Below are 26,805 nucleotides of genomic sequence, written 5' to 3' on the forward strand. Positions count from 1 at the left end.
TTTTTTTCTTTTTTTTTTTTTTTTTTAAAAAATTATTTAGGGAGGAGATTTTTTTAATAAACTCCCCTCCTATTTTTTTCTGGGGGGGGGGGGGGCCCAGGGGGGGGGGGGGGGTTTTTTTTTTTTGTTAGAAGGAAAAAAAATATAAAAACTCCCTCTCACGCAAGTTTTTTCCCACACCCTTCGTCATATATTATTTTTTTTTTTTGCCCGCCCCCCAATAGAATATATTTTTTGTTCCCCCCCCTCTTTTTTTGCAGGGAGGGGGAGGGGGGGGGGGGGGTAAAGATTTCCCCCTTCATGGGAAAAATAAACCCCACAATTAATTTTCCCCTCCCGGGGTTTTTTTTGAATTTGAAAAAAAATCCGGGTTTGGGGAGGAAGGGTTTTTTTAAACAGGGGTGGCTTTTTTTTTTTTTTTTAAAGCATTTTGTTGCGGGGGCCGCCCCCCACGGGGCTGGGGGGTTTTTTTTTTTGTTTTCTTTTTGGGATTTTCTGTAAGTTTTACGGGCAAAATTCCCTTTAACGTTCCCCCTCCCGGCCCCGCAGCAGTTGTTCCTAACCATTATAAAACGGACGTTCACCTTTCCCTTTTGTTCGGGCCGGGTCCTTTTGCGGGCTGAGGGCTGGATACCCATATAAACCACAGAACTTTAGAAAATCATCAATTGTAACGAAAGATACCGTCTCCCTGGTGGGTAATAACCATTTGCTGGGCATTGTCCATTACCAGTTCCAGGGCATACCCGCCAAAAAAATCAAAGGATTCAGTAAGGGCACGGATTACGTCGGCCGTGGTTATACTCAAAGAGAAGGCATAATATTTCATCCGACTGCATGATAAGACTACTTCATGGATATATATTTTTACTGGCTTTCCGGCAACCGGCAGCATCCACTCCTTCCAATCATACTGCATCTGCCTGCCAGGATCAGTTTCAACACGGGTAGTAGCTAATTTATCGGCCTTATCATCTTCTTTAAATGCTCGCAGGAAACGGTGTACACTGGATAAAGAGCCGTTATAGCCTTTTTGAACCAATTCTTTGTGGATTCTTGTACCAATATAGCCTTTATGGAGCATAGTTTGGATTTCTTCACGGTACTGATCAAGTTGTTTTTCATACTTTCTGGCCTTAAACTCCGGCGGATTAACATCTCTTAGGTACTTTCTAACGGTGTTCCTTGATACTCCCACTGTTTTGGCTATTTTCCTGATGCTAACCCCCTGGGCATACAGAGCTTTAATACGTTGCCATTTGTACATACTGACCACCTCTTTTGCATCCCCCTTTCGGGGGATATTTTATCATATGGTGGGTCAGTTTTATTTGACGATCAGGGGTCAATTCTATTTTACGATCTATATTAATGTACCGTTATCTGCCCTGTGTAAGCATCTTACCCTGTAAGTTATCCCCGGAATACCTTTGTAGCTACCGCTTGTAGTGGAGTAAGAGTTATTGGTTACTATTTAGCCTTCAGCGGAGATAGCTACCGCTTGCGGCATGCTTTAGGTAATATTCAAAACTAACATTATGTTGGCAAGTGATCTATTAAGAAATTGGCTGCCATTTTATTAACTTTTATCTTGCCAAACACAGGCTAAATCTCGTTAAACAACATAAAATCAAAGAATTTTACTACCTGGCTAATACAATCGTAAACTGGAAAACTGAAATTCTAAATTCATTTGATGTCCCTTACTCAAATGGGTGTATTGAAGGCTACAACAACAAAATTAAAGTCATCAAGCGTAATGCTTTTGGTTTTAGAAATTTTAATAGATTCCGCTCACGTATTCTTCACTGCTGCGCTTAATTTTGGACATAAAAATATGGCGACAGGTATCCGTAGACACCTGTCACCCCAACATTTGACATAGAGCCATATTTTTTAATTTTTCGACTGGCATCCCTGGTTGTAGTGCGGGCAAACACTGCAATGATCTGCCTTGTCTTCAATGATAAAGCAATATGTACCCTGCTCTTTCCAGCATGGTTTGTTAATGTTGACCGGTTCACCCTGACCGGTGTTGCCGCCGCCGTTGCAGTTTTTGGTGTTCCAGCAAGGATACATGCTAATAATTTGCTGAACACCGGCAATGTTTAAACCCTTTTCATTAATCAGGTAATGAATAAACTGCAGTCGCTTAACATCATTGTTGCTGTATAAACGCTGCTTGTTGCGGCGTGACGGTTGCACCAACTTATGCTTTTCCCAAATACGCAAGGTTTCTGGATGAACTTTTAAAAGATCTGCAATAACCCCAATGTTAAACATGGGTTGATCATCATTACAAAACAAAGTATTATCTCCTCTCACTTGCTATTTTGTATTTATTATATAGTATATAGTCTATAAACCAAATTTGTAAATAAGCTAAATGGGTGCAAATTTATTAGTTTTTCTTAAATATCTGGCTGTTTTAGGACAAGTCGCGAAATTTTGTAGATTTTGCCGAAAGTGGTATTTGGCTAATCTGTCTCAATTGTTAATTCTAATAAGGGAGCATGTTGTTGAGCCCCGTAAACATCCGTCTCGCCCAATGCACCCGAAGGGTAAGGACGGACGATGGTGGCTTTGATGGCACAGGCAGGGGGAAACTCAACAATGCCGATCACGTCTGCTTCGCTGATCCCGTAAAGCCTGGCAATGGTTGTTTTATTAATTACTCCGGAACGGCAGGCCAAATCAAAGGAGGGCTTGTCTTTAAAAATAACATCCAGGGTCAGTTCATAAGGCCCGGAATTTTTACTGCGTATTACCGAGGCAATTTGTTGTAGTTTTACTGTAGCCAATGATATTACCTCCCTGCCTGAATAATTTCTATCGGGAATAAACTTAACGGGTCATCAACCTGCATTAAATGATAAATATTAAAATTATATACGGCGCCGGCTTTAAAATCCGACGGTGAATAAGGAAAGGCCAAATTGCCTGCTGTCGCCAGCCTTCCCGGGTACCCGTAATGCAGCATGGTAGATCGGGCAAAGCTGCAAATGGTATTGGCAAGTTCCTGGGTCTCAGCTACCGCTTCAATGATGATCCCCAGTTCATGAGGGTTGCCTTTCGGTTTGGGTTCCAGGCTGCCCATAACACCGTTTCTCCCATAAATGTTAAAGTGCAAGAAATACTGATAACCATATTGCTTAAAGTTGTCTTTTACTCTTTCCCGCACAGCCTCTACTATATGGTCAATTTGCTCAATCATAATGGGATCCCGGCAGCCGGCAACAGATACCGTCCGGTAACCCACCCGCTTGACCCCCTCCAGTTTAACTGCATAACTTTCGCCGGGGACAAATTTACTACCGGCAACCCTGACTGTGCGGGAGGTTACTTGCGTGAAGGTTGTCTGCCGGAGATCTAAAACTCCTCCCGGGCCGGGCAAAAGGTAAGGGTTGGTTTTTTCATACAGCGTATGGGCTGCCACCGAAGTGGTAGTGCAGGCACGAATGGGATTTAAAGGTTCTACCAAAAAAGAATCCTGCTGCAGGATACCCAGCAAGCAGTCACTGCCGCTGCCCGGTGAAGCTGCAATCGCCCCGCATTCCAGTATTTTGCCCATATGTATGGCCAGGCCTTTATCATAGCCCTGCAGCAACGCGCCGGCACAGAATACTGCCGGATCGTAAGCCCTGCCCGCCAGCACCACCTGGGCACCCTGTTCCAGGGCAGACATAACCGGTTCCGGACCCATTTGAGCAACAATTCTGACGGCTGCATTAATATCTTCCTCTGTCAGCCGGGGCGCCGGATGCAGTGGCGAAATCCTGTTCTGTCGCCAGGCCTGCCAAACTGTTTCTTTACTTACTTCCGCATGAATAACAGCCAGCGAAAAATGCCAGCCCTTTTCCCTGGCCAGTTCAAGAATAATCTCTTTATTCCAACTGACATGCGCAGCGGCTCCGCAGCCGCCGGCGGTACCGATTACCACCGGAATTTTCCCGGCCAGGCCCGCTTCTATCATTAATTCTAAATCACGTTTAACCGCCATCCGGTCGGTAAAAGATACTCCTGCCCCCAGGTAGTAAGGACCCGGGTCGGTGGAACCCGCATCAACCGCAATCAGATCGGGGGATCGTTCCAATCCGGCCTGAAAAGATTCCTCCGGAAAACCATAACCTAATATTGCAGTGGGAGATAATACTTTGTATTCCCTCACTGGTTATCCCTCCCCAAAAAAAATAAGGTAAGACCCATGCCTCACCTTATTATATACCCAATTGTCAGTTATTTCATCAAGACCCGCGGAATATAAAGGGAAATATCCTCCCACAGCACAAAAACAACAAGCATGGCAATCATGATGGCAATAAAGGGCAACACCCCTTTAACAACATTCTCTAAAGGGTCTTTAGCCATAGCACTGACTACAAACAAATTCAATCCTACCGGCGGCGTAATCATAGCCAGTTCCATATTTACCGTCATAACAACAGCAAATTGTATCAAATCAATACCTAAATGGTGAATCATCGGCAGCAATATGGGCAGGGTGATAAGCGTAATGGAAACAGCCTCCAGAAAAGTTCCCATCACAAAAAACATCAGGTTGGTGGCCAGGAAAAACAAGTATTTGTTCAAGTGGTTTGCTGCAATCCAGTCCGCCACCGCATTGGGTACCTGATTGGTCGTTAGAAACAAGGCAAAGATCATAGCTGCGGCAATAATCATAAAAATCATGGAAGAGATATTAATTGACTCGACAAAGATTGAACGAATATCCTGCCATTTAAGTTCTCTGTATATTAGAGCTGAGACCAGGATGGTATAAAATACGGAGAGAACCGCTGCTTCGGTGGGCGTGACTATCCCTGTGTAAATACTGCCTAAAATAAAAACCGGTAATAAGCCGCCGGGCAGTGCTTTGAGAGCTGATTTCCAACGGGTTTCCCAGTCGGCCTTTGCTCCCCGGCCGAAATTGTTTTTTTTAGCGGTCAGTACAGCTGTGATTAGCAATACGGCAGCCAATAATATCCCCGGCAACAATCCTCCCATAAATAATTTTCCTATGGATTCCTCAGCCACTACACCGAAAATAACCATGGTGACACTGGGCGGTATTAAAATCCCCAGGGTACCGCCCACAGCCACCAGGCCCATGGCGTACCTTTTAGGGTAGCCATTGTCAATCATTGCGGGCAGCATGATAGAACCAATGGCTGCTGCAGTAGCCGGACTGGAACCGGAAATAGCGGCAAAAACGGCACAGGCCAGTACGGTGACCACTGCCAAGCCGCCGGGTAAATGACCCAGCCAGGCCCTTAAAAAATCAATTAAGTATTTGGCAATGCCTCCTCTGGACATAAGTACCCCGGCAAAAACAAAGGCAGGAATAGCCATCAAAGTAGGGGATAACAAAGAAGCAAACATCCGCTGCACAATCATATAAAGACTGTAATCCATGGTTACAGCCAGCACAATGACGGCAGATGTGGCCAAGGCAATAGCAATTGGGACATTGAGCAAAAACAGAATGATAAACAGACTAAAGATGTAAACCGTCGCCATGCTGCTCACCCCTGTTCTTGGCCAACCAGTGTTTGCCGCCGTCCTTTAATAAATAACAGAGCTTTTCGATAAAACGCACGCCCAGCATGACACCGCTGGCCGGCATAATTAAATTGACAATCCACAGGGGAAACTGGCTGTCGGTGGAACGCTGACCGTACAGGATATAATTTTGCACCAATGCCACGCCATAGTAAGTAAAAAAGACAGCAAAGGCAAGCCCCAAGGTATTGGAAAAAATGCTGACCACCCACTTGCCGCCCACAGGCAGAAAGTTATAAAGCATATCTACTTTAATATGATGATTGTTCCGCAAGGCCACCGCCAAACCGGCCATGGTACCCCAGATTACAAAATAAACCGAAAACTCATCCAACAGTGACTGCGGCTTGCCAAAAAAATATCTTAAAACAACATTAATAAAAACCAGGGTCAGGCCGATGAACAGCATGCCGCCGGAAAAATAATCTTCAAAGGCAGTGTAAATTCTGATCAGTTTTCGCAAGCTAACCCCTCCCATGGAATAAAAGGGGCGGTCAGGTTGCACCGCCCCGGCAAAGAACTTTTATTGACTGGCCCTGGCTGCCTCAATATACTCTCTGCCAATCTTATCGGTATATTCTGCATATACAGGTTCTAAGGCCTTAATAAAAGCTGCCCGGTCCGTTTCTGTTAACTCATAAACTTCAACTTTACCACTTTCCTTAATCTTGGCAAAGCTCTTGGCGTTCAGTTCCTCAGCCAGCTTACGCTCAAAGGCAGTGGCCTCTTGCATTGCCTCATTAATAATTTGCTGCTGTTCGGGAGTTAAGCTCTGCCAAAACTTCGTGTTGGTCAGCACCACATAATCCAGGCGACCATGACCGGAAACTGTAAGGTATTTTTGTACTTCAACATATTTTTGGGTGTCGATATTGTTAAAGGTATTTTCCTGTCCATCCACCGTTCCGTTCTGCAAAGCCTGGTAAACTTCTGCAAAGGCCAGGGTTTGGGAACCCGCTCCTAAGGCTTTAAACTGAGCATCCAACAGACCGCCGCTCTGGGTTCTGAATTTAAGCCCTTTGAAATCAGCCGGTGTTTTTAATGGCCGCTTGGAGTTGGTAAAATGCTTGGCACCGTTGGGCCACCAGGCCATTCCCAGCATACCCTTGGGTTCCAGGCTTTTCATTAACTTTTGACCGGCCGGCCCGTCATAAAAATTGTAGGCAGCCTGGTCACTGCTGAACAAAAATGGCATGTCAACTAATTGAAAAGCCGGTACAAAACCAACCAATTTGGTTACCGAAGGGGCTATCAACTGCACGTTGTTGGCCTGCAATGCTTCTAATTCTTCTTTATCTCCGAACAGTTGCGAAGAAGGAAATACCTGCACTTCCATCTTGCCGCCGGATTTTTGCTCGACCAGCTCTTTAAATTTCAAAGCTGCCTGCCCTTTGGGAGTTGTTTCAGCCACTACATGGCTGAATTTAATAACAACTTTTTCATCTTTTGTCCTGGTTGACCCGTCACTGCCACAGCCCGCTAAAGATAACAGCAATAAGGTTGCTAACAAAAAGGTAAAAATTGTTTTTATTTTACGCATACCGGTGCCTCCTTTGTTTTATTTTTTTGAAAAATCAAATAATTTTGCCGAAAGTCCACCTCCCTAAAATTATACATATGACTGCCAATATACTATATAAATACAATAGTCTGTTAAATTGTATGTCTTAATACTAGTATGTTGTAACCTAATTACCAATAAAAAAACCGCTAACGGTCAAAAATAACGCCTTAACGGTTAAGTCTGTAGCCGGCCCTAGTGGCACGGCAAATTAGTTTTAGCTTGCCGCTGATGACTTGCAAGGAAATATTTTATGATATAATGACACTGGTATTGGGTTATTAAACCGCCCGGCCAATTTATAAGTCTTGTGGCATGACTGCGGCAATCTGCATATAAAGGAGAAAATAAATGCTGCCCATTGAAAGATTAGCCTACTGCAACGGTTTGCGGGGAATACACCCGGGAGAAAAGTTTTTGTTGACCAGCTGTTTCTTGCTTACCTGCCTGGCACTTAATGTGCCGGTTGTCTCAGGTTTGGTTTTGCTTACCATGTCTGTAATTACACTGCGCCAGGGGAAAATTCCTCTGGGTTTTTACCTCAAACTGTTATCTGTTCCCATGTTTTTTCTGATGGCCGGTACTGTTACCATTGCTGTCAATATTTTGCCGCCCCAGGCACCCGCCCTGTGGAGCTGGCAATGGGGCGGGCTTAAACTGGGGGTTACATCAAGCAGCTTGCTTGCCTGCGCCAAGCTCATATTGCGCTCGCTGGCGGCGGTAACTTGCTTATATTTTTTGGCCTTAACCACACCTTTAATTGAAATTATCGGCATATTGCGAAAGCTGAAAGTCCCTCCCTTGTTTATCGAATTAATGTCTTTGGTATACCGCTACTTATTTATATGGCTGGCAACGGCAACCGGTATCTATACTTCGCAAACTGCCAGGCAAGGTTACAGTTGCCTGAAAAACAGTTATCGCTCCCTGGGACTGCTGGCCTCCAGTCTGCTGGTACGATCCCAGCAACGGGCTCAGGAGCTGTACACGGCTTTAGAAGCAAGGTGTTATCAGGGCACCATTGAGGTACTGGAACAAACATATCCCCTCTCCAAAAAAAACCTGCTGTTGATTGCCATAGCTGAAATATTATTAATTCTGGCCTATTATTTAAGCGGAGGAAATTAAATGTCTGATCATATTTTTCAAATGCAAGACCTTTACTTTTACTATCCTGACGGCACTCCTGCCCTGCAGGGCGTATCCTGCAACATTGCCAGAAATAAAAAAATTGCTCTTTTGGGAGCCAACGGGGCTGGTAAATCTACTTTTTTACTACATTTAATCGGCATTTTACAACCTGCCCGGGGAAATATTCGGTTTAACGGGCTGCCGCTGCAATACGACCGGGATTCATTAATCAGATTGCGCAGTAAAGTGGGTTATGTCTTTCAAGACCCGGACAGCCAGCTGTTTTCGGCCAGCGTCTGGCAGGAAGTTTCCTTTGGACCCATGAATTTAGGTTTGCCCAAGCAAATAGTGGCCAACCGGGTGGCCGATGCTTTGCAGGCAACCGGCACCTTTCACTTAAAAGATAAACCAACTCATTTCTTGAGTTTCGGCCAAAAAAAACTGATCTCCATTGCGGATATCCTGGCCATGCAGCCGGAAATGATTATATTTGATGAACCCACGGCTTTCCTTGATCCCCGGTATACCCGGCGTATCCTGGACCTTTTAGACAATCTTAATCAGCAAGGAATTTCTATTATTATGGCCACCCACGATGTGGATAAAGCCTATCAATGGGCCGATACAGTTTTTGTCATGAAAGAAGGTCGGCTGGTTAAGATAGGCTCGCCGGCAGAAATATTCAGTGATGATGACTTATTACAGGCAACCTCCCTGGAAAAACCGTTAATTCTCAGTATTTTCCGGCAACTGCAGCAAGCCGGTTATATTTCACACCGCTTGGCGCCGCCGAAACAATTGGATGAATTAATTGCGCTGCTGCCGGGCCGGCCTGCCGCCCGATAAGCGGCTGTAAAACATTCAGTAACAGATCTTTCCCCTTGGATTAAAAACAGTTTTTCTTTCCCGGCATTACTAAAGGGTGGCTTTTGATACCCTGGTCATGCCAACCGGGCATCATTAACCACCCACCAAAATTCAACCATAGGATTATTTGGGGTTAACTTTACTTGACTTGCAGCACATTCCAGGCTGCTTTTATCACACCCAGCCTTACATATTCTTTGGATAAGCCACCCTGTAAATATACAGCATAGGGTTCCCGCAGCGGAGCATCAGCAGTCAGTTCCAGTGATGCTCCCTGGACAAAGGTACCGGCCGCCATAACAACATCATCCTGGTAGCCCGGCATGTAGTCCGGTTCCGGCAGGGCATGGGCGTCCACCGGAGAAGCTGCCTGTATGCCGCGGCAAAAGGCCAGCAGCCTCTGGGGGCTGGTCAAGGCAATGGATTGAATAATGTCAGATCTGGGTTCATCATAGGCCGGTGAAACTTGAAAACCCAATCTTTCAAATAGCCGGGCCGCAAACACCGCTCCCTTAAGGGCTTCTGCCACCGTGTGCGGTGCCATGAAAATACCCTGCATTAAAAGCCGCTGATGCCCCAGGGATGGCCCCACTTCCGCACCGATGCCCGGTGCTGTCCAGCGGTTGGCAGCCATTTCCACCAGTTCCCGGCGCCCCGCTATATATCCCCCGGTGGGTGCTATGCCGCCGCCGGGATTTTTAATCAGCGAACCGGCCACCAAGTCAGCCCCTACGGCGGTTGGCTCGGTGGTATCCACCAGTTCACCGTAGCAATTATCAACAAACACAATGGCCTGGGGAACACGGGATTTAATAAAATCGGCCAACCTGGTTAGCTCTGCCAGGGTTAATGAAGGGCGCCAGGCATAACCCCGGGAACGCTGCACTAAAACTACCTTGGTTCTGGGGGTCAGGGCTCTTTCGATGGCAGCCCAATCCAGTGTCCCCCGGTCAGTTAATTCCACTTGTTGATAAGTAACCCCCAGGTCCTTTAAAGAACCAGGGGCATTTCCCCTTTTGCCGATAATTTCTTCCAGAGTATCGTAGGGTGACCCCTGTACCGCCAGCAGTTCATCCCCCGGCCGCAGCAAGCCGTACAGGGCAATGGCAATGGCATGGGTGCCTGAAACAATCTGGCTCCTGACTAAGGCGGCCTCTGCCCCGAAGACATGGGCATAAATTTTCTCCAGGGCCTCCCTGCCGGCATCATTATACCCGTAGCCGGTGGAACCTCGCAAATGGTAATCAGAAACCCGGGCCAGGTGAAAACCTTCCAGCACCCGGGCATGATTCAGCAAGGCCCGGGCTTCAATTTCGCGGTATACCGGTTGTACTTCAAGTTCTACTTCTGCAGCAAGTTTGTCCAATTGTGCAAAATCCATGTTACACCCCTGATGCTATTTTTTTACTGGCTCTGATGGTATTATATTTCTTCCACCGCCTCTGTCAAGTCTTCCCTGTAAATGGTCATCAGGTCTTCCCGGGTAATATTTTTTCGCCCCACCAGGCGTACTGCCTGATGCCGCATGGCCCGCTCAATCAAGTTGCGTACCAGCCTGGCGTTGCCGCTATGCTCATGCTTTACCGTCTGGTATTGCAGAATTTTGTATAATTCCTCCCGGGCCGGCGGGGACAGCACATATTGGCGCTGCTTCAGCATCAGGTCGGCAATTTCCATCAGTTCTTCCAAGGAGTAATCCGGGAAGGTGATATGTATAGGAAAGCGAGAGCGCAGCCCCGGATTAGTTTCTAAGAAATAATTCATTTCTTCCTGGTAGCCGGCCAGTATAATGATTAAATTATCTTTGTTATTTTCCATACTGGCTACCATCGAATCTATAGCCTCCTTGCCAAAATCCTTTTCGCCGCCTCTGGCTAAAGAATAAGCCTCGTCGATAAAAAGGATTCCTCCCAGGGCTTTTTTAATCTGATCCCGGGTCTTGGCTGCCGTATGGCCGATGTATTCGCCAACCAGATCGGCCCGTTCAACTTCAATCAGATGACCTTTCGGCAATACCCCCATTTCCTTAAATAAACGCCCGATAATCCTGGCCACTGTAGTTTTGCCGGTACCCGGGTTACCTTTAAAAATCATGTGCAGCACCATAGGTTCATAAATAAGCTTTTCCTTTTGCCTGAGTTTTTGAATTTCAACAAAGGCTTGAATTTCTTTAACCAGTTTTTTCACACTGGACAAACCGATTAACTGATCTAATTCACCCAATATCTCCTGAGTAGCCTTACGGCTGGCTTCTTCGTTAAGGGGGGTTTTGTCCTGGGAATTCAACTGCTTGCCCGTAAAGGATGTTTTTCTGACTGGTCCCACCGGTTTTGTTGCTTCGGGCCGGGGCAGATTTTGCCACATTCTAATCTTAACCAGGTTGTTCACCTCCGGGCAATAACTTTATGGTTGTTAAACATTATACGCTCGGAGGGTGCTATTGTGACCATAAAATCAACAGCCTCTCCCTTTGGGAGAGACTGCAGAGTGTCGACATACATTATCGGTGATTTATGATCCCCTTTGGCTCCGGTCTACGCACCGACAGCACTATGATTCGCTACGGTCGCCCTTGGGGTCGCCTCAAACGGGCCATCCTGGCCCGGTTCGGCTGGCGCCCACATCCTGTGAGCGCCACCCCAATGGCTCCTTTCGCTCATCAAGTGCTGTTTCCGGTGCTTCGACAAGTCGCCCACAGGGGATCATTAAACCACCTCACTTTGTTTTACAGCCTTTGTCTACAGTCTGTAGCCTCTCCCTTTGGGAGAGGCTGTCAGTGTTAGGACACGGGCTTGTTTTCCGAAAAGGAGGTATTAACCGGACGCAGCGGGCTGATGGTGGAAATTGCATGTTTATATACCATCAACTGTTTGCCGTCGCTTTCCAAAATCACCGTAAAGTTATCAAAACCCTTCACCATACCTTTTAATTGAAAACCGTTGATAAGAAATATGGTAACCGGGATATTTTCCTTTCTGACCTGGTTTAGAAAGGCATCTTGCAAATTAATCTGGGGTTTTGTCATGAGGGTTCCCTCCATTATTGGAAAATATTTTCTTTCTATATCATAACAAGTGTTCTACGCGTTGACTAATTCTCCTGCTATTTGTTTAGCAATTTCCCGGGCCAACTTACTTTTATCGCTGTAATTTTCCAGGCAGAGCCAGTGAATTCGCTTATCCGCCCTGAACCAGGTTAGCTGCCGCTTGGCAAAGCGCCGGGTATTCCGCTTAATTAGTTCAACCGCATCCGCCAGCGTGCACTCTCCCTTTAAGTAGGCAATTATCTCCTTATAGCCCAACCCCTGCAGGGCGGTGCCCCAGGTATCATACCGCTCCATTAATTGCCTGACTTCCTCTACCAGTCCCTGCTGCAGCATCAGATCAACCCGCTGTTCAATCCTTTGATAAAGCAGCTGCCGGTCCATGGTTAAGCCAAACATTCGGCAGCGGTACTTGGGAAGATTGTTCTTTTGTACATACCGGTATTCTGAAATTGGTTTGCCGGTTTGATAATATACCTCCAGAGCCCGGATTACCCGCCTGATATCATTGGGATGCAATTTTTGAGCAGTCACCGGATCCACTGCCGCCAGTTGCCTGTGCATAGCCTGGTTGCCCAACCTGGCCGCTTGCTGTTTTAGCTGTTCCCTTAATTCAGAATTACCGTCAGCGGGGGTAAAATCATAGTGATCAATGACTGAACGGATATATAATCCGGTGCCCCCCACCAGCAAGGGCAAATTTCCCCGGTCTGTTATTTCTATAATTAACTTTTCGGCAGCCCGTTGAAACATAGCCACACTGAATTCCTGGTCTGGCTCCACAATGTCAATTAAGTGATGGGGTATGCCCTGTCTTTCGGCCAGGGTCGGCTTGGCCGTCCCGATATCCATACCCCGGTACACCAGCATGGAATCAGCAGAAATAACTTCTCCCCGCACCAGTTTGGCCAACTCAATAGCTACGTCGGTCTTCCCCGCCGCCGTTGGCCCCACAATGACAACTAAAGGCCGCAAGTCCTGCATTGTTACGGCACCACCTTTTCTATAATGCCGTAAGCCACCGGCGAATATTTTCCTCCCTGTACGGCAGGAAAGTTCAGTCTTTTAAATTCGTCACTGCCCCTGTTTTCTTTCATCACCACTCTCTTTCTGGCAACCCGAACAGCCTCGGCCACAGCTTCCCTGGATAGGGGGTTGTGGTTGGCAAACAGGCGCAACGGTGCCATGGAACTGGATTTTTCCCTGGCCACCCGAAACATGGGGTCAAAATACACCACATCAAAGGAGTTGGCAGGCAGGTTTTTCAAATATGTCAAGTGATCTGTCGGGATCACTGTTATCCGTCGCATGGCCTTTAAAATCTCCGGCTTTTCTCCGGTATAAGACTGTAAACCAAGGCGAACAACGGACGCCACCGGTGCGGCATCCTCCAAGCCTACAACAGTTCCTGCCGGGCCCACCACATAACTGGCTACCAGTGCATCCGCCGCCAAACCCAGGGTACAATCCAGTACCGCATCCCCTGCTTGCAGATTCATTGCACTGATCATTTGGTCAGTTTTCCCAGACTGGATTTCCTTTATACGCAGTTTGGCTAATCCTGGATGAAAAAACAGTTCTTTGTCGTCCACCACCAGAGATAATTTTTCACAGGACAGCAGCATAACAGCCGCTGCACCGCTTGCCTGCCGGATTGCGGCCAAAGACTGCTTACCCCGACGCACATAGGGAATATTCAGTTCCCGGCTTAACGCTAACGCCTTTGCTTCCAGCTCTGCCGCCCTGCGGATACCGGTGGTAATAACAAGGGATTGTATCATCGTTTGAACCTTTTATTCAGCTCCTCATGGGAAATTTGGATCAGGGTGGGCCTGCCATGGGGACAGGTAAAGGGCTGACGGCAGCCGGCCAAACCCGAAAGCAGCGCCTTTATTTCCAGGCTGCCCAAATTTTTCCCCGCTTTTACCGCCTCACGGCAAGCCATCGAGGCCGCCAAACGATCGATTACCAGTGACATGTCGATTTGACGGGAAGGACTCTCCTGCAGCAAGGCCAGCAGATCCATAAATATCTCGCCGGGTGCCTGGGCAGCCTGGGGCGGTATACCTCTTAATAAGAAAGTATCTCCGCCAAAATGTTCCACTATAAAACCAAGTTTGTTAAAATCCAGGATATGCCGCACCGTCAATTGGGCTTCGTGAGGCGGAATTTCTAAGGGAACAGGTGTCAACAGCATTTGCGCAACAACTTCCTGCTGCAGCTGCTGCAGGTATTTTTCATATAAAACCCGTTCATGGGCGGCATGCTGATCAATGATGTAGAGGCCGCCTTCGCCGTAAGCCAGGACATAAGTGGGTGGCAGCAGCCCGGTTGGCGTTAAAGCAGGGAAAAAAACGGCCGGCCGGTAGTCCTTTTGTTGTTCCAGTAAAATATTCTCCGATGAGTCCGCCCGGTCCTGCTGTTTTTCGGTTATCCTTTCAGTTTGTTCAACCGGCGGCATGCTTGGGTTGGATTTGAGCGGCAAAGCAAAATGCAGCTGCCGGCTGTTAATTGCACCGCCGCTTTTCTCGGCCGCAACATGTTGCTGCTCCGTCTGCCGGTTTGCGGCAGCCGGCGGGGCCGGCTCACCTGCGGCCCTTTGCTCGCTATAGACTGACCCCGCCAAGGAGGGCGTAGCCTGTCTTTCATGACGCCTTGCCGGCATGTTTTCCCACAACCCGCCAATGGCGCCGGTTGATTGCAAAGGCTTGATCAGGGCTGCCGTCAGTTCGTCCAGAACTTCTTTTTCTCTGGCCAAACGCACTTCCATTTTGGTAGGGTGAACATTTACGTCAACCTGGGCAGGATCTATAGTCAGGTGCAGCACAGCCACGGGAAAACGCCCACCGGGTATTTGGTTCTCATAAGCCTGTTGTAAAACATTGGAAAACAAACTACTGCGAATATACCTGCCGTTAATAAAGAAATTTTGATATTGTCGGGATGCTCGGGTCAGCACCGGCTTGCTTATCAGGCCCTTGACAGCCAGCAACTCTCCCTGGCAGTTAACTTCCAACATGCTGTTTAAATTAGCAGCACCCAGGATAACAGCGGCAGCATCTTTGAGGGAGCCGCTGCCGGGGCTGACAAACAGTATCCTGTTGCCGCTGCGCAGTTCAAAACGAACATCCGGCCTGGCCAGAGCCAACTTGGCTAACAAATCACTGATCTGGCCGGTTTCCGCAGCAACCGATTTAAGAAATTTTCTTCTGGCCGGAGTATTAAAAAAAAGATCTGTTACCTCTACCGTAGTTCCCACCGGGCAGCCCACCGCAGCAATCTCTTTAATCTGGCCGGCCTCGATACGGACCGCTGTTCCTCCCAGTTCGCCGGCCGTTCTGGTGGTTAAAGTTACCCGAGCCACCGCTGCAATGCTGGGCAGGGCTTCGCCACGGAAGCCCAGTGTATTGATCCTGTTTAAATCCTCGGGCCGGCGAATTTTACTGGTAGCATGCCGTTGAAAGCACAGGGCGGCATCTTGGGCTGACATACCGCAGCCGTTATCCACCACTTTAATGCCGGTTATCCCGCCCTGTGTCAATTCCACGGAAATACGCTGAGCACCGGCATCCAGGCTGTTTTCCACCAGTTCCTTAACAACAGAAACCGGCCGCTCCACAACCTCACCGGCAGCAATTTGGTTAGCAATGGTTTCATCCAGTACAATGATATTTGCCAACATGTCACCCCTAACCGTCTGAACGAAACTCCTGACGTTCCTCACGCCGGTACATCATAAAAGTATCAGTAGACTTATCCTGCATATATATATAATTAAATCGGTAATCCTGTTTGTTTTGCTCATAAACATCCCAGGCCTCTTCCTGACAGTATTTGCAAGCCTGTATCGGAATAGTCACCGCCAGCACGTGATAACGCTTACCGTCGGGATGATAAGCCTGCGAATCAAGGATGATGTAGCCCGGACACTGGGGGCAGACCCGTACCTTTTCAAACTGTTTTTCTTCTATAAATTGGGTATCGTAATAAATAGGTTTGCTGCGCTGGTAAAATTTAGCCCCGTTGGCCAGCATAAATTTGTCTGTTTTGTGACGGTTAGACCAGATTTCCTGCAATTCTTCCACCACTCGATGGATTTCGGAGGTCACCTTGGGATTTTCCTTAAAGCGATCAGGCCGGTATTCCGGTTCCACTACCGATGAATAATCCTTGCCGGCCAACGCCAGTAAAATGGCAAGGTTTACATAAGGCAATGCGGTTTCAATGGCATAACCGCCTTCCAAAACAGCCAGATCCGGTTTTAACTTTTCGGTTAACCGGGCATATCCCTGGGCGGTAATGCGCATTTGCCCCAGGGGATCAGTAAAATGATTATCCTGTCCGGCAGAGTTAACTAAAAAATCCGGTTGAAAATCCGCCAGGATCGGCAGAATTAAATTATCCATTACATAGTGCAGCCCGCTATCCGTGACACCAGGCGGCAGCGGAATGTTAACAGTGGCAGCATATGCCCCGGGGCCGCCCAGTTCATAAGTAAAACCGGTGCCGGGATAGATGGTGCGACCGTCCTGGTGAAATGATATAAACAGCACATCCGGATCATGATAAAAAATATCCTGGGTGCCGTCACCATGGTGAACATCCGTATCAACTATGGCAATTTTTTTCACGCCATAGGCTCGGCGCAAGTAATCCACCAAGACTGCTTCATTATTTATATTGCAAAAACCCCGGTTGCCATGCACGACCCGCATGGCATGATGACCCGGCGGCCGAACCAGGGCAAAGCCGTTTTTAATTTGTTGATTCATAATTTTATCTCCCAAATGCATGGCTGCGCCGGCAGCAATACGGTGGGCCTCCAACACCTGGTCACTCACTGTGGGCACACAAAAATGCGTCCGGCAAATATCGTGCGGAGAGGCCAATTTGGGAGAAAACTCCTCAATTTCCGGCAGATCGAGAATACCTTCCTCAAACATCTGGTCCCGGGTATACAGCAAACGCTCTTCACGTTCCGGGTGGGTGGCAGAAATAGCCCAGTCAAAGGCCGGAAAGAAAATAATGCCGGTTTTTTTAATCATTTTATCAACCTCCCCCCGGAACCGATGTGTCCCAGAATGCCCCTGGGCGTTTGAACCGAGATATGATACAACCTGCCGGTTGTACGCCAGTCGCGTACAATATTAAAAACATCCCGATTGGTAATTTCAATTTCCTCTACATATTCCAGCAAGTTCATATTAGCCGCCCGCTTCATCAGCCAGCTTTTGGCCAATTCAACCGCCCCGATCTCATCCAGCCGGCCGCTTAACCTGCCCTGGTAGCCTTCTTCTTCCACAATAAAAATCTGACGTTCGGTATCTGCCAGCAGGCTTACTTGTAAAGTGGGCCTGGCTACTGCTGCTCCAATGGCGTTGGCAACCGGAGCGTAAGGAGGTAAAATAGGGGTACAACCCAAGCGGGCGGCAATTTGCGGCACAAAGCCGGCAGCCCCGCCCCCTACCCCCACCACATTTTGCGGGCGCAGCTTTTTTTTCTGCATTACTTCCCATACCCGGTAGGCCGGCTCCTGCTCCCATTCTACAAACATCTGCTGGATTTCGGAAACTATGGTATCAATAACCAGATTAACAATGTTGTGGGCCACTTCCATGGGGCCCATTCCCATCGGGTCACCCAGACTCTGCATAGCTTCCCGGGCTCTGTCTGCATCCCCGATTTGCGTCATGCCCATGTAACGCAGGGCATCGGTGGGTGTGGGCAACGGCCCGCCCAGGCAGTAAGCCTGACCGACTCGCTCGGAATAAATAATCAGTTCTTTGCCAACCCGTTCTACCACACTGTCGCCACCTACCGGTACCGAACGGACCGACAATGCCCTGACCTGGGTATAACGATCGCCAATTTTCGCTCCCCGGGAAGCCAGCAGCGGTTGCCCCGATAAGATGAGGGCCAGGTCGGTCGTAGTGCCGCCGATATCAACTACCAGGGAAGTTTCTCCCGGCGGGGTTAATGCCTGTACACCCAGAGTACTGGCGGCGGGACCGGAAAAAATCGTTTCTACAGGCACTTGCTCTGAAAAAACAAGGGGCAAAGTACCGCCATCAGCCTTTAAGATAAATACATCGGCACCGATATCACGGCGGGCCATCGCATCACGTACCGCATTGGCAAAATAACGGTATTTATCCCGGGTAGCACAGGTGAGCAACGTATTAACAATACGCCGCGGGAAATTTAACCTGCCACCTGCCCGGTGCCCCATCTCCACCTGCCAGTCCGGGTGCTGTTGTTTGATATATTCAGCCACCCGCAACTCATGCGCATTATTGCGGGTGGAGAACTTTCCTACCACAGCCACCCTTTGATAACCCTTTTCCTCCAACCAGCCAACAGCTCTGACCAACTCATCCTCAGCCAGCGGAATAATCTCCCTGCCCCGGTAATCAATGGCTCCGGTTAAGAAAAAAACATCTTCCTGCTGCCGAAATTCCATCAAGGTTCGGCCGGGACCCGGCAGTAACAACAAGCCCACCGGATCATATTTTTTTTCAGCAATTAGATTGGTGACAATGGTGGTACTAAAAACAACCCTTTGAATCTGCTTGCCCGGTATTCCTTTTAACAGGTTGTCCAGCGCATCCCCCAGGGACAATAATAAATCATCCTGGGTTTCCACCTTTGCGGTAGCACGCACAGCACCGCCATCCAACAGGACAGCATCGGTACAGGTACCGCCAACATCAATGCCGATCAGCATGACGAGGCCTCCTTATAATGCAAGGATCATTCAATATCCTCTGCAGAATAACATTTATTCCTCCAGAACGGATATCATATACCAAGTTTATCATATTCTTATTTTTAATTGTACAAAAAATAATCATTTTTACCGGGTAAACAGCCATACGCCAAGGCTTTCCCCGATAAAGCAGCGTTATTGGTTATTGCGCAGTTTGCTTTGCAAACCGCTCAGGTAATTTAAGCATTGCAGCGGCGTCATATTGGTAAGATCCAGGGCTAATATTTCCTGCCGCAACCAATCCTGCTCGGTTGTAAATAATGCCGGCGCTTGTTCCTGCCCGGATACGGCAACCTGATTTTTCCCCGCCACCACCTCTTGGGCGGCCCGTTGACGGTATTCCAGTTGCTGCACCAGCTCGGCAGCTCTTTCAATAACATGGCCGGGCAATCCTGCCAATCGGGCACAGTGTACGCCATAGCTTTTACTGGCCTTATCCCGTACCACTTTTCGCAAAAATACCACCTGGTCACCTTGTTCCTGCACTGCGGTAGCATAGTTTTTTAATCCCGGCAGCAAACCTTCCAGTTCGGCCAATTCATGATAATGGGTAGAAAATAACGTCCGGCAACCTACCACATCGTGCAGGTATTCAATAACCGCCTGGGCTATCGCCATACCCTCCAGGTTAGAGGTGCCTCTGCCCAGTTCATCAATAATAACCAGGCTGCGGGCAGTGGCGTTATCAAGTATTTGCCGGGTTTCGAACATTTCTACCATGAAGGTGCTTTGTCCTGAGCTCAGATCATCCGAAGCACCAACCCGGGCAAAAATTCTGTCAACAATCCCGATTTTGGCCATTGAAGCCGGTACAAAACTTCCCACCTGGGCCAGCAGGACAATTAAAGCCACCTGTCTCTGATAGGTGCTTTTCCCCCCCATATTGGGTCCTGTAATCAAACACAGCCGCCGGTTGGCGGTATCCAAACAGGTATCATTGGGCACAAAGCGTCCCGGCCCCAGAGTCATTTCCACTACCGGGTGCCTTCCCTCCGTAATTTCAATTACACCCTCATCAGATAACCGGGGCTTTACATAACCACGGGCGGTCGCCACTTCGGCCAGTGATACCAATACATCAATTTGTGCTATCAGGGCAGCCGTCTTTTGAATTCTCTGCACCTGATCAGCCACCCTGCCGCGAATTTCCGTAAATAAATCGTATTCCAGCTCTACCAAGCGGTCTGCCGCTCCTAAAATCATGCTTTCATATTCTTTTAATTCGGGTGTAATATAGCGCTCGGCGTTGGCCAGGGTTTGCCTGCGCTGGTAATAATCCGGCACGGCATGGAGATTGGCTTTCGTTACCTCCAAATAATATCCGAAAACTTTGTTAAAACCCACTTTTAAATTTTTAATGCCGGTTTTTTCCTTCTCTCGGGCCTCCAAACCGGCCAGCCAGGCCTTACCGTCCCTGGCAGCCGCCCTCAGCCGGTCAACTTCCGGGTGATAACCGTCTTTAATTAATCCGCCGTCCCGCAGCGATGCCGGCGGGTTGTCCGCCAGGGAAGCAGACAGCAAATCTCTCAGGTCGTCCAAAGTGTCAAACTGTCTGCTGATACTGCGCAGCAAACTGCTACGGCTCTGCTGCAGTGCCTGGTACAGGGAAGGAAGTTTCTCCAGCGAGCCCAACAAGGCGGTCAGATCCCGCCCGTTGGCGGTGCCGTATGCTGCCCGTGCGGTCAGCCGCTCTAAATCATAGATTTGTTTTAAAGCCCCTGCCAGTTCCTCGCGCAGCAGGAGAGCATGCACCAGTTCCTCCACCGCATCCAGGCGTGCCTGAATATCTGACAGGTTAATTAACGGCTGCTCCAACCAACTTTTTAAAAGACGCCCCCCCATGGCGGTACGGGTTTTATCCAGCACCCCTAACAGAGTTCCCTTGGTTCCCCCGTCCCGTAAAGATTTAGTGATTTCCAGGTTGCGCCTGGCAATGCCGTCTAACATCATATAAGCCCGGGGAGAATAGCAGGTAATTTCCGTAATATGATATAATTTGCGCCTTTGGGTTTCTGTTAAATAACTGAGCAAACCGGCAGCTGCCAAACACAAAGCCTGTTTTTCATTGTAATTGGCCAGCTTGTCTGACCCAAAATGATTTTGCAAAATTTGCCGGCAACCGGCCTGATCCAGGTTGAGCCGGAAAGGTGTCAGGGTAGTGGAGGGCAGTCCTTGAAGCAGCGCAGCCACCCTTGCATCCTTCATCATATCTTGATCCAGCAACACTTCCCGGGGTGATAAACGTACTATCTCATCCAGCAGGATGTCTCCGGCACCACTGCCGGACAGCTCTGTGACTTGAAATAACCCGGTCGACAAATCAGTTACAGCCATGCCGTAAAGGTCTTGCTTTGCTTGACAGAGCGCCACCAAGTAATTGTTGTCTTTCTCGCTTAACATGCTTCCGTCAATCAGGGTGCCGGGCGTAATTATCCGCACCACCTCACGTTTGACAATACCCCTGGCAGTCCTGGGGTCTTCCACCTGTTCGCAAATTGCTACCTTGTATCCTTTATCTATTAACTTACCAATATAGTTATCCGCCGCATGAAACGGCACACCGCACATAGGAACCCGTTCCGGTTCTCCGGCATCCCGCCCCGTTAAAGTAATCTCTAATTCTTTGGCGGCCAGTTTGGCATCCTCAAAAAACATTTCATAAAAGTCTCCCAAGCGAAAAAACAATATGGCATCGGGAAATTGCTTTTTTATTTCCAAATACTGCTGCATCATTGGCGTTAAGGCCACAATTATCTCCTCCCGTACCCAATTATACCATAAGACCAAACTGCTGCTATGATAAAGAAACCCCCTGGGGAATTAAACCATCCCCAGGGGGTTTTTCGTGAGTGTCGCAGACCTGCGACAGCAGCTTTAGCCTCAAGAATACGGGCCGCAAGCGGCACAATTGTGTTGTTCCTTTGGTTTGCCTTCAATTCCTTCGCTTATGCGCTCATTAACTTCATTAAGGAATTTTTGAAACTGATCTTGGATTTCTGCAAACTCCCTGATGTGATGATTTTCCATCATCTGGTCTTCCAGGGCATATACTTCACTAAGCTGCTCATCCGTTAATTCATGACCCTGCATGCGCATCATGTGGTGGGATTGCTGCAGGCGCTGGAATTTTTCTATTAATTCAACAGCAGCAGCGTCTGCCATCATGGCAGCTTCTTTTTCCCGCATGATTTTATACTTTTCGGAATCTGCAATCAGCTTGCCCAGCTCTAAGGCTTTTTCCAATACTAAATCACTCATCCATGTCACCTCCCCTGGTAATGATCAGAGAATCAATTAATGGCACCCGCAAGCACCAGTTCTCCCTCTAGCAGGTTTAACCTGCCCCTGGTAATCTTAACTTGTACCAGTCGGCCGGTTAGCTCCTTAGCCCCGGGAAAAACAACCAGCTTATTGGTACGTGTGCGGCCGGCCAGCAGGTCAGGGTTATTTTTGGTTTCCCCTTCCACCAGCACTTCAAAAACTTTACCTTCTTCCTGTTGATTGTTTTCCAGGGAAATTTGATTCTGTAATTGTATCAGTCTTTGGATTCGATCACTTTTTACTTCCTCCGGCACCTGTTCCATTTTGGCAGCAGGGGTACCGCTGCGAATGTTATAAACAAAAGTAAAAGCGCTGTCGTAGCGAACCTGCCGCACCAGGTCCAGGGTGTCGGCAAAATCCGCTTCGCTTTCGCCCGGAAAACCCACCATTAAATCCGCTGTAATACTGGCCCTGGGAAAAGCGGCTTTAATTCTCCGCACCAGGTCCAGGTATTGTTCCCGTGTGTAACCACGATTCATCAACTTAAGAATACGGTTGCTGCCGGCCTGCGCGGGCAGGTGGAAATGTTCACACACCTTTGTGGTGGAGGCAATGGCATCAATTAAACTTTGATCAAAATCCCGGGGATGGGAAGTCATAAATCTGATCCGCTGCAGCCCCTGAATTTTATCCAGGTCCAGCAGCAAATCCGCAAAACGATAATTGGCAGCTAAATCTTTACCATATGAATTTACATTTTGTCCCAGTAGTGTAACTTCTTGATAACCTTCCTGTACTAAAGATGCAATTTCTTTAATTATATCATCCGGCTGCCTGCTCCGCTCCCGCCCCCGCACATAGGGAACAATGCAATAGGTACAAAAGTTATTGCAACCATACATAATAGTAACCCAGGCCTTCAGCTTGTCCTTGCGGCGCACCGGTATATTTTCGATAATTCCCTGCTCAGCAGCCCAAACTTCAAATACCGATTGGTGATCCTGCTGTACTTGCTGAATCATGCGTGGCAATTCATGAATATTATGGGTGCCGAAAATTATATCAACGTAGGGAAAACCCTGACGCAACCTTCTGGCAGCATCCTCCTGCTGCGGCATACAGCCGCAAACCCCTAAAATTAAATCAGGTTTAGCCACCTTTAATTTTTTTAACCGCCCAAGCAAACCGTATACTTTGTTTTCTGCGGTTTCACGAACGCAGCAGGTGTTTAAAATAATTATATCCGCCTCTTCCTGTTTCTGAGCCGGCCGGTAGCCCAGATCCTCCAGGATACCGGACAAGGATTCGGCATCCCGCTCGTTCATCTGGCAGCCAAAGGACTGGATTAAATACTTTTTACAACCATTAATCTTCTTTCCCGGTGATAGATAGTCAATTTTTTCTGCCATGCAATATGTAAGCCTCCTAAAGTTGGCATAATTACTTTGCAGCAGTTACATTTTCCCATATTTACAGCGTGATTGCAAACCATATGTTATATTTTGGGGAAATTATCTCAGAAAAATACTTATTTATAGCCCGGTAAAAGCTATATTTAGCCAAAAACCAAGAACCCGGCTCAGTAACGACCGGGTTCTCCAGATCAAATTATAATAATCCTTTTCTTAAGATAACTTCCATGATGGCTGTGGTATCCAGGGAAATGTTAGGAACAACCCACAGGGCCAACAATAGGATGGCCATTGACAACAGTGCAATGAGCATTTTTCTCATCCCGATTTTCAACCCTTTCTACAGCAATACCTGATTAAATTATACATACCGGTTATTAAGGTGGTGTGAACTATTTATTAAATCTTTCTGTTTTTCTACCAAGACGTAATCTGCAGGCCTTTTGTAACACGTTTTAATAAAAATTATAAAACCCTAATCTTATTATAAATCCTCGCTCAGAGTAAAAAATATCAACCATAAGACATATTTAAAGGGACTTTTGTCTTGTTTTAATTAACAGCACTGAGGTGATAACATGCTAAAACTTGGTTCATATTTATATCTGCTTATCATTGGCAGTATTATTTTATTTTTGTTGGCATTACTGGCCACCCAGCTGAAAATCCGGTAATATTAGTCTTGGCCGTTCATGTCCCGTGACTGCCACGGTTCAGTTCATCTTTGTTCCCGGCACAACCGTCGGTGCACACCCGGTCTTTAGCAGCATCCGCCAGGCCGTTTAATAAATGCACCATACCGGGTCCGGTAGTGCCGATACACACTGCCGGTTGGCCCGTTAACTTGGCAAAGGCGGCGGCCATCAGGGCAGCAGTTTCTTCATGGCGTACCGCATAAAAGCGAACGGTCTGCTGACGCGCCAGGGCATCCAGCAAATGAAAAATACCGTCTCCAACTACGCCAAAAACATGTTTGATCCCCCATCTTGCCAGTTGTTCCACCATCACATGAGCCACAGTTTTGGACATAATCTTACCTCCCTTAAGTTATTTTAGTTTTGCCAATTCCGTCCGGCCCATGCAAAAACCCAACAAAAAAGCACCACCGGAAGTGGTGCCCAGACTGTAGACAAAGGTTGTAAAACAAAGTGAGATGGTTTTATGATCCCCTGTCGGCGACTTGTCGAAGCACCGGTCACAGCACTTGATGAGCGAAAGGAGCCCTTGGGGTGGCGCCCACAGGACGTGGGCGCCAGCCGAACCGGGCCAGGATGGCCCGTTTGAGGCGACCCCAAGGGCCACCGGAGCGAATCATAGTGCTGTCGGTGCGTAGACCGGAGCCAAAGGGGATCATAAACCACCGCTAATGTTTGTCGACACTCTGAACACCACCGGAAGTGGTGCCTTGTTATTATAATACTAACATACTAACGTTTCTTGCCTTTTTTCGCCCATTCCATCTCCCGCAACTGCACCCGGCGGATTTTTCCGCTGACAGTTTTCGGCAAAGCATCTACAAATTCAATCTCCCGTGGATATTTATAAGGTGCGGTAACTTTTTTGACATGATCCTGCAGTTCTTTAACCAGCTGGGGTGAGGGTTGATAACCTTCAGCCAGAACCACAAAGGCTTTAACTATTTCACCCCGCAAATCATCCGGGCTTGCCACCACCGCAGATTCCGCCACAGCATCATGCTCAATCAAGGCGCTTTCTACCTCGAAGGGCCCGATGCGGTAGCCGGAAGCCAGAATAACATCATCGGCACGGCCGACAAACCAGAAATATCCGTCTTCATCTTTAACGGCCCGGTCTCCTGTGATGTACCAGTCACCCCGAAAACAACGCTGGGTTCGCTCGGGTTCCTGCCAGTATTCCTTAAACAATCCGGCAGGCCGTGCCGGAGTAACCCTGATGGCAATATCACCCTCCTTACCCGGCGGCAGTACATTACCGGCATCATCGATCACTTCTACCTCAAAGCCAGGTGCCGGCTTGCCCATCGCTCCGGGTTTTACCGGCAGACAAGGAAAGTTGCCTACCACCAAAACTGTTTCAGTCTGGCCGTAACCGTCACGGATAGTTAATCCGGTGTGGTTTTTCCAAATTTCTATAACCTCGGGGTTTAGCGGCTCCCCTGCCCCGGTGCAGCTTCTCAGGGTGGGAAACTTATACTGGGACAAATCTTCCAGCACCAGCATGCGATAGTTGGTGGGTGCCCCGCAAAAGGTGGTAATGGGGTATTTTTGCAATACTTCCAGACAGCGCTTGGTGTTAAAACGTTTTTCATGGTGAACAAATAACGCTGCCCCCTGATGCCAGGGCCCAAAAAGACTGCTCCAGGCTGCTTTACCCCAGCCGGTGTCGGATAAATTCCAATGCAGGTCATCCGGTGTAAGATCAAGCCAATATTTACCGGTAACTTTATGGGCATATGGATAGCTGGCATGGGTGTGCAGAGTCATTTTAGGGTTGCCGGTGGTGCCGGAAGTAAAGAATAAAATTGCCCCGTCTGTACTTTTGGTTTTAACGGCACTAAACTGAGCAGGATATTTTTCTATGGATGACTGATAATGCAACCAGCCTTCCCGGGGCTCCCCTACCACTACTTTAAATTTTACGGTGGGTATGATGTCTTTAATTTCATCTACTTTGGCGGCAGTCTTTTCATCAGTGATTAAGGCAACCGCCCGGGCAGTTTTAATGCGATAGGCCAAATCTTTGGCTGTTAATTGAACCGTCCCGGGGCTGACTATGGCGCCCACCCGTAAACAAGCCAGAAAAGACTCCCACCACTCTATGTAGCGAGGCATAATTAAAATAACAACATCACCGGGCTGTACGCCCTTTTCAGACAGCAGGTTGGCCAATTGGCAGGATCGATCTTTAAAATCTTTAAAAGTGCGTTTAACCTCCCGGTCGTGTTCATCCACCCATAACATAGCCAGCTTGTCCGGATTGCCAGCCCATTTATCGACCACATCGGTGGCAAAATTAAAATACTCCGGTACATCCCATTGAAAACATTGTCGCTCTTTTTCATAATCTGTCATATTGTTGGTCATACAAATACTCCCTCCGTTTTTATGCCGCAAATAAATCCTGGGTTGTGTTTTTAGTCAACACCATTCGAGATCTACCGCGCAATTGACTGACTAATTATAAAATTTATTATATCAGATTATGTCAAGGAAATGGACAAAAT

At 47.9% G+C, this 26,805-nt stretch carries 24 protein-coding genes and 1 pseudogene; 4 read left to right on the forward strand and 21 right to left on the reverse strand.

Translation table 11 applies throughout. The annotated features are described in order from the left end of the window. Positions 1 to 664: 664 nt before the first annotated feature. Complete coding sequence (locus tag DESHY_RS13360) at positions 665 to 1,267, reverse strand: helix-turn-helix domain-containing protein (RefSeq protein WP_008413307.1); 603 nt, start codon at positions 1,265 to 1,267, stop codon at positions 665 to 667. 338 nt (positions 1,268 to 1,605) lie between these two features. Here DESHY_RS13360 and DESHY_RS13795 point away from each other — a divergent pair. Then, positions 1,606 to 1,821: pseudogene (locus DESHY_RS13795) on the forward strand (ISL3 family transposase); the annotation flags it as partial. Positions 1,822 to 1,896: 75 nt separating this feature from the next. Here DESHY_RS13795 and DESHY_RS12540 read toward each other — a convergent pair. The 6 genes from DESHY_RS12540 to DESHY_RS12565 form a co-directional block, all read right to left on the reverse strand. Further along, the gene (locus DESHY_RS12540) at positions 1,897 to 2,307 is read right to left on the reverse strand and encodes a MerR family transcriptional regulator (RefSeq protein ID WP_008413308.1); all 411 of its coding nucleotides are present in this window, start codon (positions 2,305 to 2,307) and stop codon (positions 1,897 to 1,899) included. A gap of 170 nt (positions 2,308 to 2,477) precedes the next feature. Further along, positions 2,478 to 2,801, reverse strand: coding sequence for a DUF4387 domain-containing protein (locus DESHY_RS12545; protein WP_008413309.1), 324 nt, complete (start codon positions 2,799 to 2,801; stop codon positions 2,478 to 2,480). 5 nt (positions 2,802 to 2,806) lie between these two features. Further along, positions 2,807 to 4,168: an acyclic terpene utilization AtuA family protein gene (locus tag DESHY_RS12550; protein WP_008413310.1), complete on the reverse strand. Its 1,362-nt coding sequence runs from the start codon at positions 4,166 to 4,168 to the stop codon at positions 2,807 to 2,809. 68 nt (positions 4,169 to 4,236) lie between these two features. After that, complete coding sequence (locus DESHY_RS12555; RefSeq protein ID WP_008413311.1) at positions 4,237 to 5,517, reverse strand: TRAP transporter large permease; 1,281 nt, start codon at positions 5,515 to 5,517, stop codon at positions 4,237 to 4,239. Then, complete coding sequence (locus tag DESHY_RS12560; RefSeq protein WP_008413312.1) at positions 5,495 to 6,022, reverse strand: TRAP transporter small permease; 528 nt, start codon at positions 6,020 to 6,022, stop codon at positions 5,495 to 5,497. The genes DESHY_RS12555 and DESHY_RS12560 overlap by 23 nt, the downstream gene beginning before the upstream one ends. 60 nt (positions 6,023 to 6,082) lie before the next feature. Further along, complete coding sequence (locus tag DESHY_RS12565) at positions 6,083 to 7,099, reverse strand: TRAP transporter substrate-binding protein (RefSeq protein WP_008413313.1); 1,017 nt, start codon at positions 7,097 to 7,099, stop codon at positions 6,083 to 6,085. 372 nt (positions 7,100 to 7,471) lie between these two features. Here DESHY_RS12565 and cbiQ point away from each other — a divergent pair, with 372 nt between their 5' ends. After that, positions 7,472 to 8,248 carry a cobalt ECF transporter T component CbiQ gene (cbiQ, locus tag DESHY_RS12570; protein ID WP_008413314.1) on the forward strand — a complete coding sequence of 259 codons (777 nt, stop codon included), beginning with the start codon at positions 7,472 to 7,474 and terminating at the stop codon, positions 8,246 to 8,248. Continuing rightward, the gene (locus DESHY_RS12575; RefSeq protein WP_008413315.1) at positions 8,249 to 9,097 is read left to right on the forward strand and encodes an energy-coupling factor ABC transporter ATP-binding protein; all 849 of its coding nucleotides are present in this window, start codon (positions 8,249 to 8,251) and stop codon (positions 9,095 to 9,097) included. Positions 9,098 to 9,257: 160 nt separating this feature from the next. Here DESHY_RS12575 and DESHY_RS12580 read toward each other — a convergent pair whose 3' ends face one another. After that, entirely contained in the window at positions 9,258 to 10,499 is a 1,242-nt protein-coding gene (locus DESHY_RS12580; protein ID WP_008413317.1) for a methionine gamma-lyase family protein, read from the reverse strand. Positions 10,500 to 10,540: 41 nt separating this feature from the next. Next, on the reverse strand, positions 10,541 to 11,482 hold the full coding sequence (locus DESHY_RS12585; RefSeq protein WP_174269717.1) for an AAA family ATPase: 942 nt from the start codon (positions 11,480 to 11,482) through the stop codon (positions 10,541 to 10,543). Positions 11,483 to 11,631: 149 nt separating this feature from the next. Here DESHY_RS12585 and DESHY_RS13800 point away from each other — a divergent pair, with 149 nt between their 5' ends. Next, on the forward strand, positions 11,632 to 11,901 hold the full coding sequence (locus DESHY_RS13800) for a hypothetical protein (protein ID WP_235695580.1): 270 nt from the start codon (positions 11,632 to 11,634) through the stop codon (positions 11,899 to 11,901). Here DESHY_RS13800 and hfq read toward each other — a convergent pair. The 12 genes from hfq to DESHY_RS12640 all read right to left on the reverse strand — a co-directional run bounded on the left by hfq (position 11,898) and on the right by DESHY_RS12640 (position 26,665). Continuing rightward, entirely contained in the window at positions 11,898 to 12,143 is a 246-nt protein-coding gene (hfq, locus tag DESHY_RS12590) for an RNA chaperone Hfq (RefSeq protein ID WP_008413320.1), read from the reverse strand. The two genes, DESHY_RS13800 and hfq, sit on opposite strands and share 4 nt — an antisense overlap. A gap of 54 nt (positions 12,144 to 12,197) precedes the next feature. Then, complete coding sequence (miaA, locus tag DESHY_RS12595; protein ID WP_008413323.1) at positions 12,198 to 13,145, reverse strand: tRNA (adenosine(37)-N6)-dimethylallyltransferase MiaA; 948 nt, start codon at positions 13,143 to 13,145, stop codon at positions 12,198 to 12,200. 2 nt (positions 13,146 to 13,147) lie between these two features. Beyond that, positions 13,148 to 13,942, reverse strand: coding sequence for a class I SAM-dependent methyltransferase (locus DESHY_RS12600; RefSeq protein WP_008413324.1), 795 nt, complete (start codon positions 13,940 to 13,942; stop codon positions 13,148 to 13,150). Continuing rightward, on the reverse strand, positions 13,939 to 15,840 hold the full coding sequence (gene mutL, locus DESHY_RS12605; RefSeq protein WP_048818160.1) for a DNA mismatch repair endonuclease MutL: 1,902 nt from the start codon (positions 15,838 to 15,840) through the stop codon (positions 13,939 to 13,941). Before mutL ends, DESHY_RS12600 begins: the two co-directional genes overlap by 4 nt. Before the next feature lie 10 nt (positions 15,841 to 15,850). Further along, complete coding sequence (locus DESHY_RS12610; RefSeq protein ID WP_008413328.1) at positions 15,851 to 17,206, reverse strand: histone deacetylase family protein; 1,356 nt, start codon at positions 17,204 to 17,206, stop codon at positions 15,851 to 15,853. After that, positions 17,203 to 18,885 (reverse strand): hydantoinase/oxoprolinase family protein, encoded by a 1,683-nt coding sequence (locus tag DESHY_RS12615; protein WP_008413330.1) that lies wholly within the window; start codon positions 18,883 to 18,885, stop codon positions 17,203 to 17,205. The genes DESHY_RS12610 and DESHY_RS12615 overlap by 4 nt, the downstream gene beginning before the upstream one ends. Positions 18,886 to 19,062: 177 nt before the next feature. Continuing rightward, complete coding sequence (gene mutS, locus DESHY_RS12620) at positions 19,063 to 21,678, reverse strand: DNA mismatch repair protein MutS (protein WP_174269719.1); 2,616 nt, start codon at positions 21,676 to 21,678, stop codon at positions 19,063 to 19,065. A gap of 129 nt (positions 21,679 to 21,807) precedes the next feature. Beyond that, positions 21,808 to 22,185 carry a YlbF/YmcA family competence regulator gene (locus DESHY_RS12625; protein WP_008413332.1) on the reverse strand — a complete coding sequence of 126 codons (378 nt, stop codon included), beginning with the start codon at positions 22,183 to 22,185 and terminating at the stop codon, positions 21,808 to 21,810. Between the two features lie 32 nt (positions 22,186 to 22,217). Next, on the reverse strand, positions 22,218 to 23,597 hold the full coding sequence (gene miaB, locus DESHY_RS12630) for a tRNA (N6-isopentenyl adenosine(37)-C2)-methylthiotransferase MiaB (RefSeq protein ID WP_008413334.1): 1,380 nt from the start codon (positions 23,595 to 23,597) through the stop codon (positions 22,218 to 22,220). A 693-nt stretch (positions 23,598 to 24,290) separates the two neighbouring features. Beyond that, on the reverse strand, positions 24,291 to 24,629 hold the full coding sequence (locus DESHY_RS12635; RefSeq protein WP_008413338.1) for a thiamine pyrophosphate-binding protein: 339 nt from the start codon (positions 24,627 to 24,629) through the stop codon (positions 24,291 to 24,293). Positions 24,630 to 24,795: 166 nt separating this feature from the next. Then, a complete protein-coding gene (locus DESHY_RS14330; RefSeq protein WP_162829795.1) occupies positions 24,796 to 24,954 on the reverse strand; it encodes a hypothetical protein in 159 nt (52 codons plus the stop codon). 73 nt (positions 24,955 to 25,027) lie between these two features. Continuing rightward, the gene (locus tag DESHY_RS12640; RefSeq protein ID WP_008413340.1) at positions 25,028 to 26,665 is read right to left on the reverse strand and encodes an AMP-binding protein; all 1,638 of its coding nucleotides are present in this window, start codon (positions 26,663 to 26,665) and stop codon (positions 25,028 to 25,030) included. Positions 26,666 to 26,805 lie beyond the last annotated feature (140 nt).

It is taken from the genome of Desulforamulus hydrothermalis Lam5 = DSM 18033 (assembly GCF_000315365.1).
Lineage (GTDB): Bacteria > Bacillota > Desulfotomaculia > Desulfotomaculales > Desulfotomaculaceae > Desulfotomaculum > Desulfotomaculum hydrothermale.

Excerpts from the sequence above, each read along its gene's own strand:
- DESHY_RS12600 (WP_008413324.1), bottom strand. The coding sequence starts at position 13,942 with ATGATACAATCCCTTGTTATTACCACCGGTATCCGCAGGGCGGCAGAG.
- miaB (WP_008413334.1), bottom strand. The coding sequence starts at position 23,597 with ATGGCAGAAAAAATTGACTATCTATCACCGGGAAAGAAGATTAATGGT.
- DESHY_RS12575 (WP_008413315.1), top strand. The coding sequence starts at position 8,249 with ATGTCTGATCATATTTTTCAAATGCAAGACCTTTACTTTTACTATCCT.
- DESHY_RS12635 (WP_008413338.1), bottom strand. The coding sequence starts at position 24,629 with ATGTCCAAAACTGTGGCTCATGTGATGGTGGAACAACTGGCAAGATGG.
- DESHY_RS12625 (WP_008413332.1), bottom strand. The coding sequence starts at position 22,185 with ATGAGTGATTTAGTATTGGAAAAAGCCTTAGAGCTGGGCAAGCTGATT.
- DESHY_RS13360 (WP_008413307.1), bottom strand. The coding sequence starts at position 1,267 with ATGTACAAATGGCAACGTATTAAAGCTCTGTATGCCCAGGGGGTTAGC.
- hfq (WP_008413320.1), bottom strand. The coding sequence starts at position 12,143 with ATGACAAAACCCCAGATTAATTTGCAAGATGCCTTTCTAAACCAGGTC.
- DESHY_RS12565 (WP_008413313.1), bottom strand. The coding sequence starts at position 7,099 with ATGCGTAAAATAAAAACAATTTTTACCTTTTTGTTAGCAACCTTATTG.
- DESHY_RS13800 (WP_235695580.1), top strand. The coding sequence starts at position 11,632 with ATGATCCCCTTTGGCTCCGGTCTACGCACCGACAGCACTATGATTCGC.
- DESHY_RS12555 (WP_008413311.1), bottom strand. The coding sequence starts at position 5,517 with ATGGCGACGGTTTACATCTTTAGTCTGTTTATCATTCTGTTTTTGCTC.
- cbiQ (WP_008413314.1), top strand. The coding sequence starts at position 7,472 with ATGCTGCCCATTGAAAGATTAGCCTACTGCAACGGTTTGCGGGGAATA.
- DESHY_RS12640 (WP_008413340.1), bottom strand. The coding sequence starts at position 26,665 with ATGACCAACAATATGACAGATTATGAAAAAGAGCGACAATGTTTTCAA.
- DESHY_RS14330 (WP_162829795.1), bottom strand. The coding sequence starts at position 24,954 with ATGATCCCCTTTGGCTCCGGTCTACGCACCGACAGCACTATGATTCGC.
- DESHY_RS12585 (WP_174269717.1), bottom strand. The coding sequence starts at position 11,482 with ATGTGGCAAAATCTGCCCCGGCCCGAAGCAACAAAACCGGTGGGACCA.
- DESHY_RS12615 (WP_008413330.1), bottom strand. The coding sequence starts at position 18,885 with ATGCTGATCGGCATTGATGTTGGCGGTACCTGTACCGATGCTGTCCTG.
- DESHY_RS12610 (WP_008413328.1), bottom strand. The coding sequence starts at position 17,206 with ATGATTAAAAAAACCGGCATTATTTTCTTTCCGGCCTTTGACTGGGCT.
- DESHY_RS12580 (WP_008413317.1), bottom strand. The coding sequence starts at position 10,499 with ATGGATTTTGCACAATTGGACAAACTTGCTGCAGAAGTAGAACTTGAA.
- miaA (WP_008413323.1), bottom strand. The coding sequence starts at position 13,145 with ATGCAGGACTTGCGGCCTTTAGTTGTCATTGTGGGGCCAACGGCGGCG.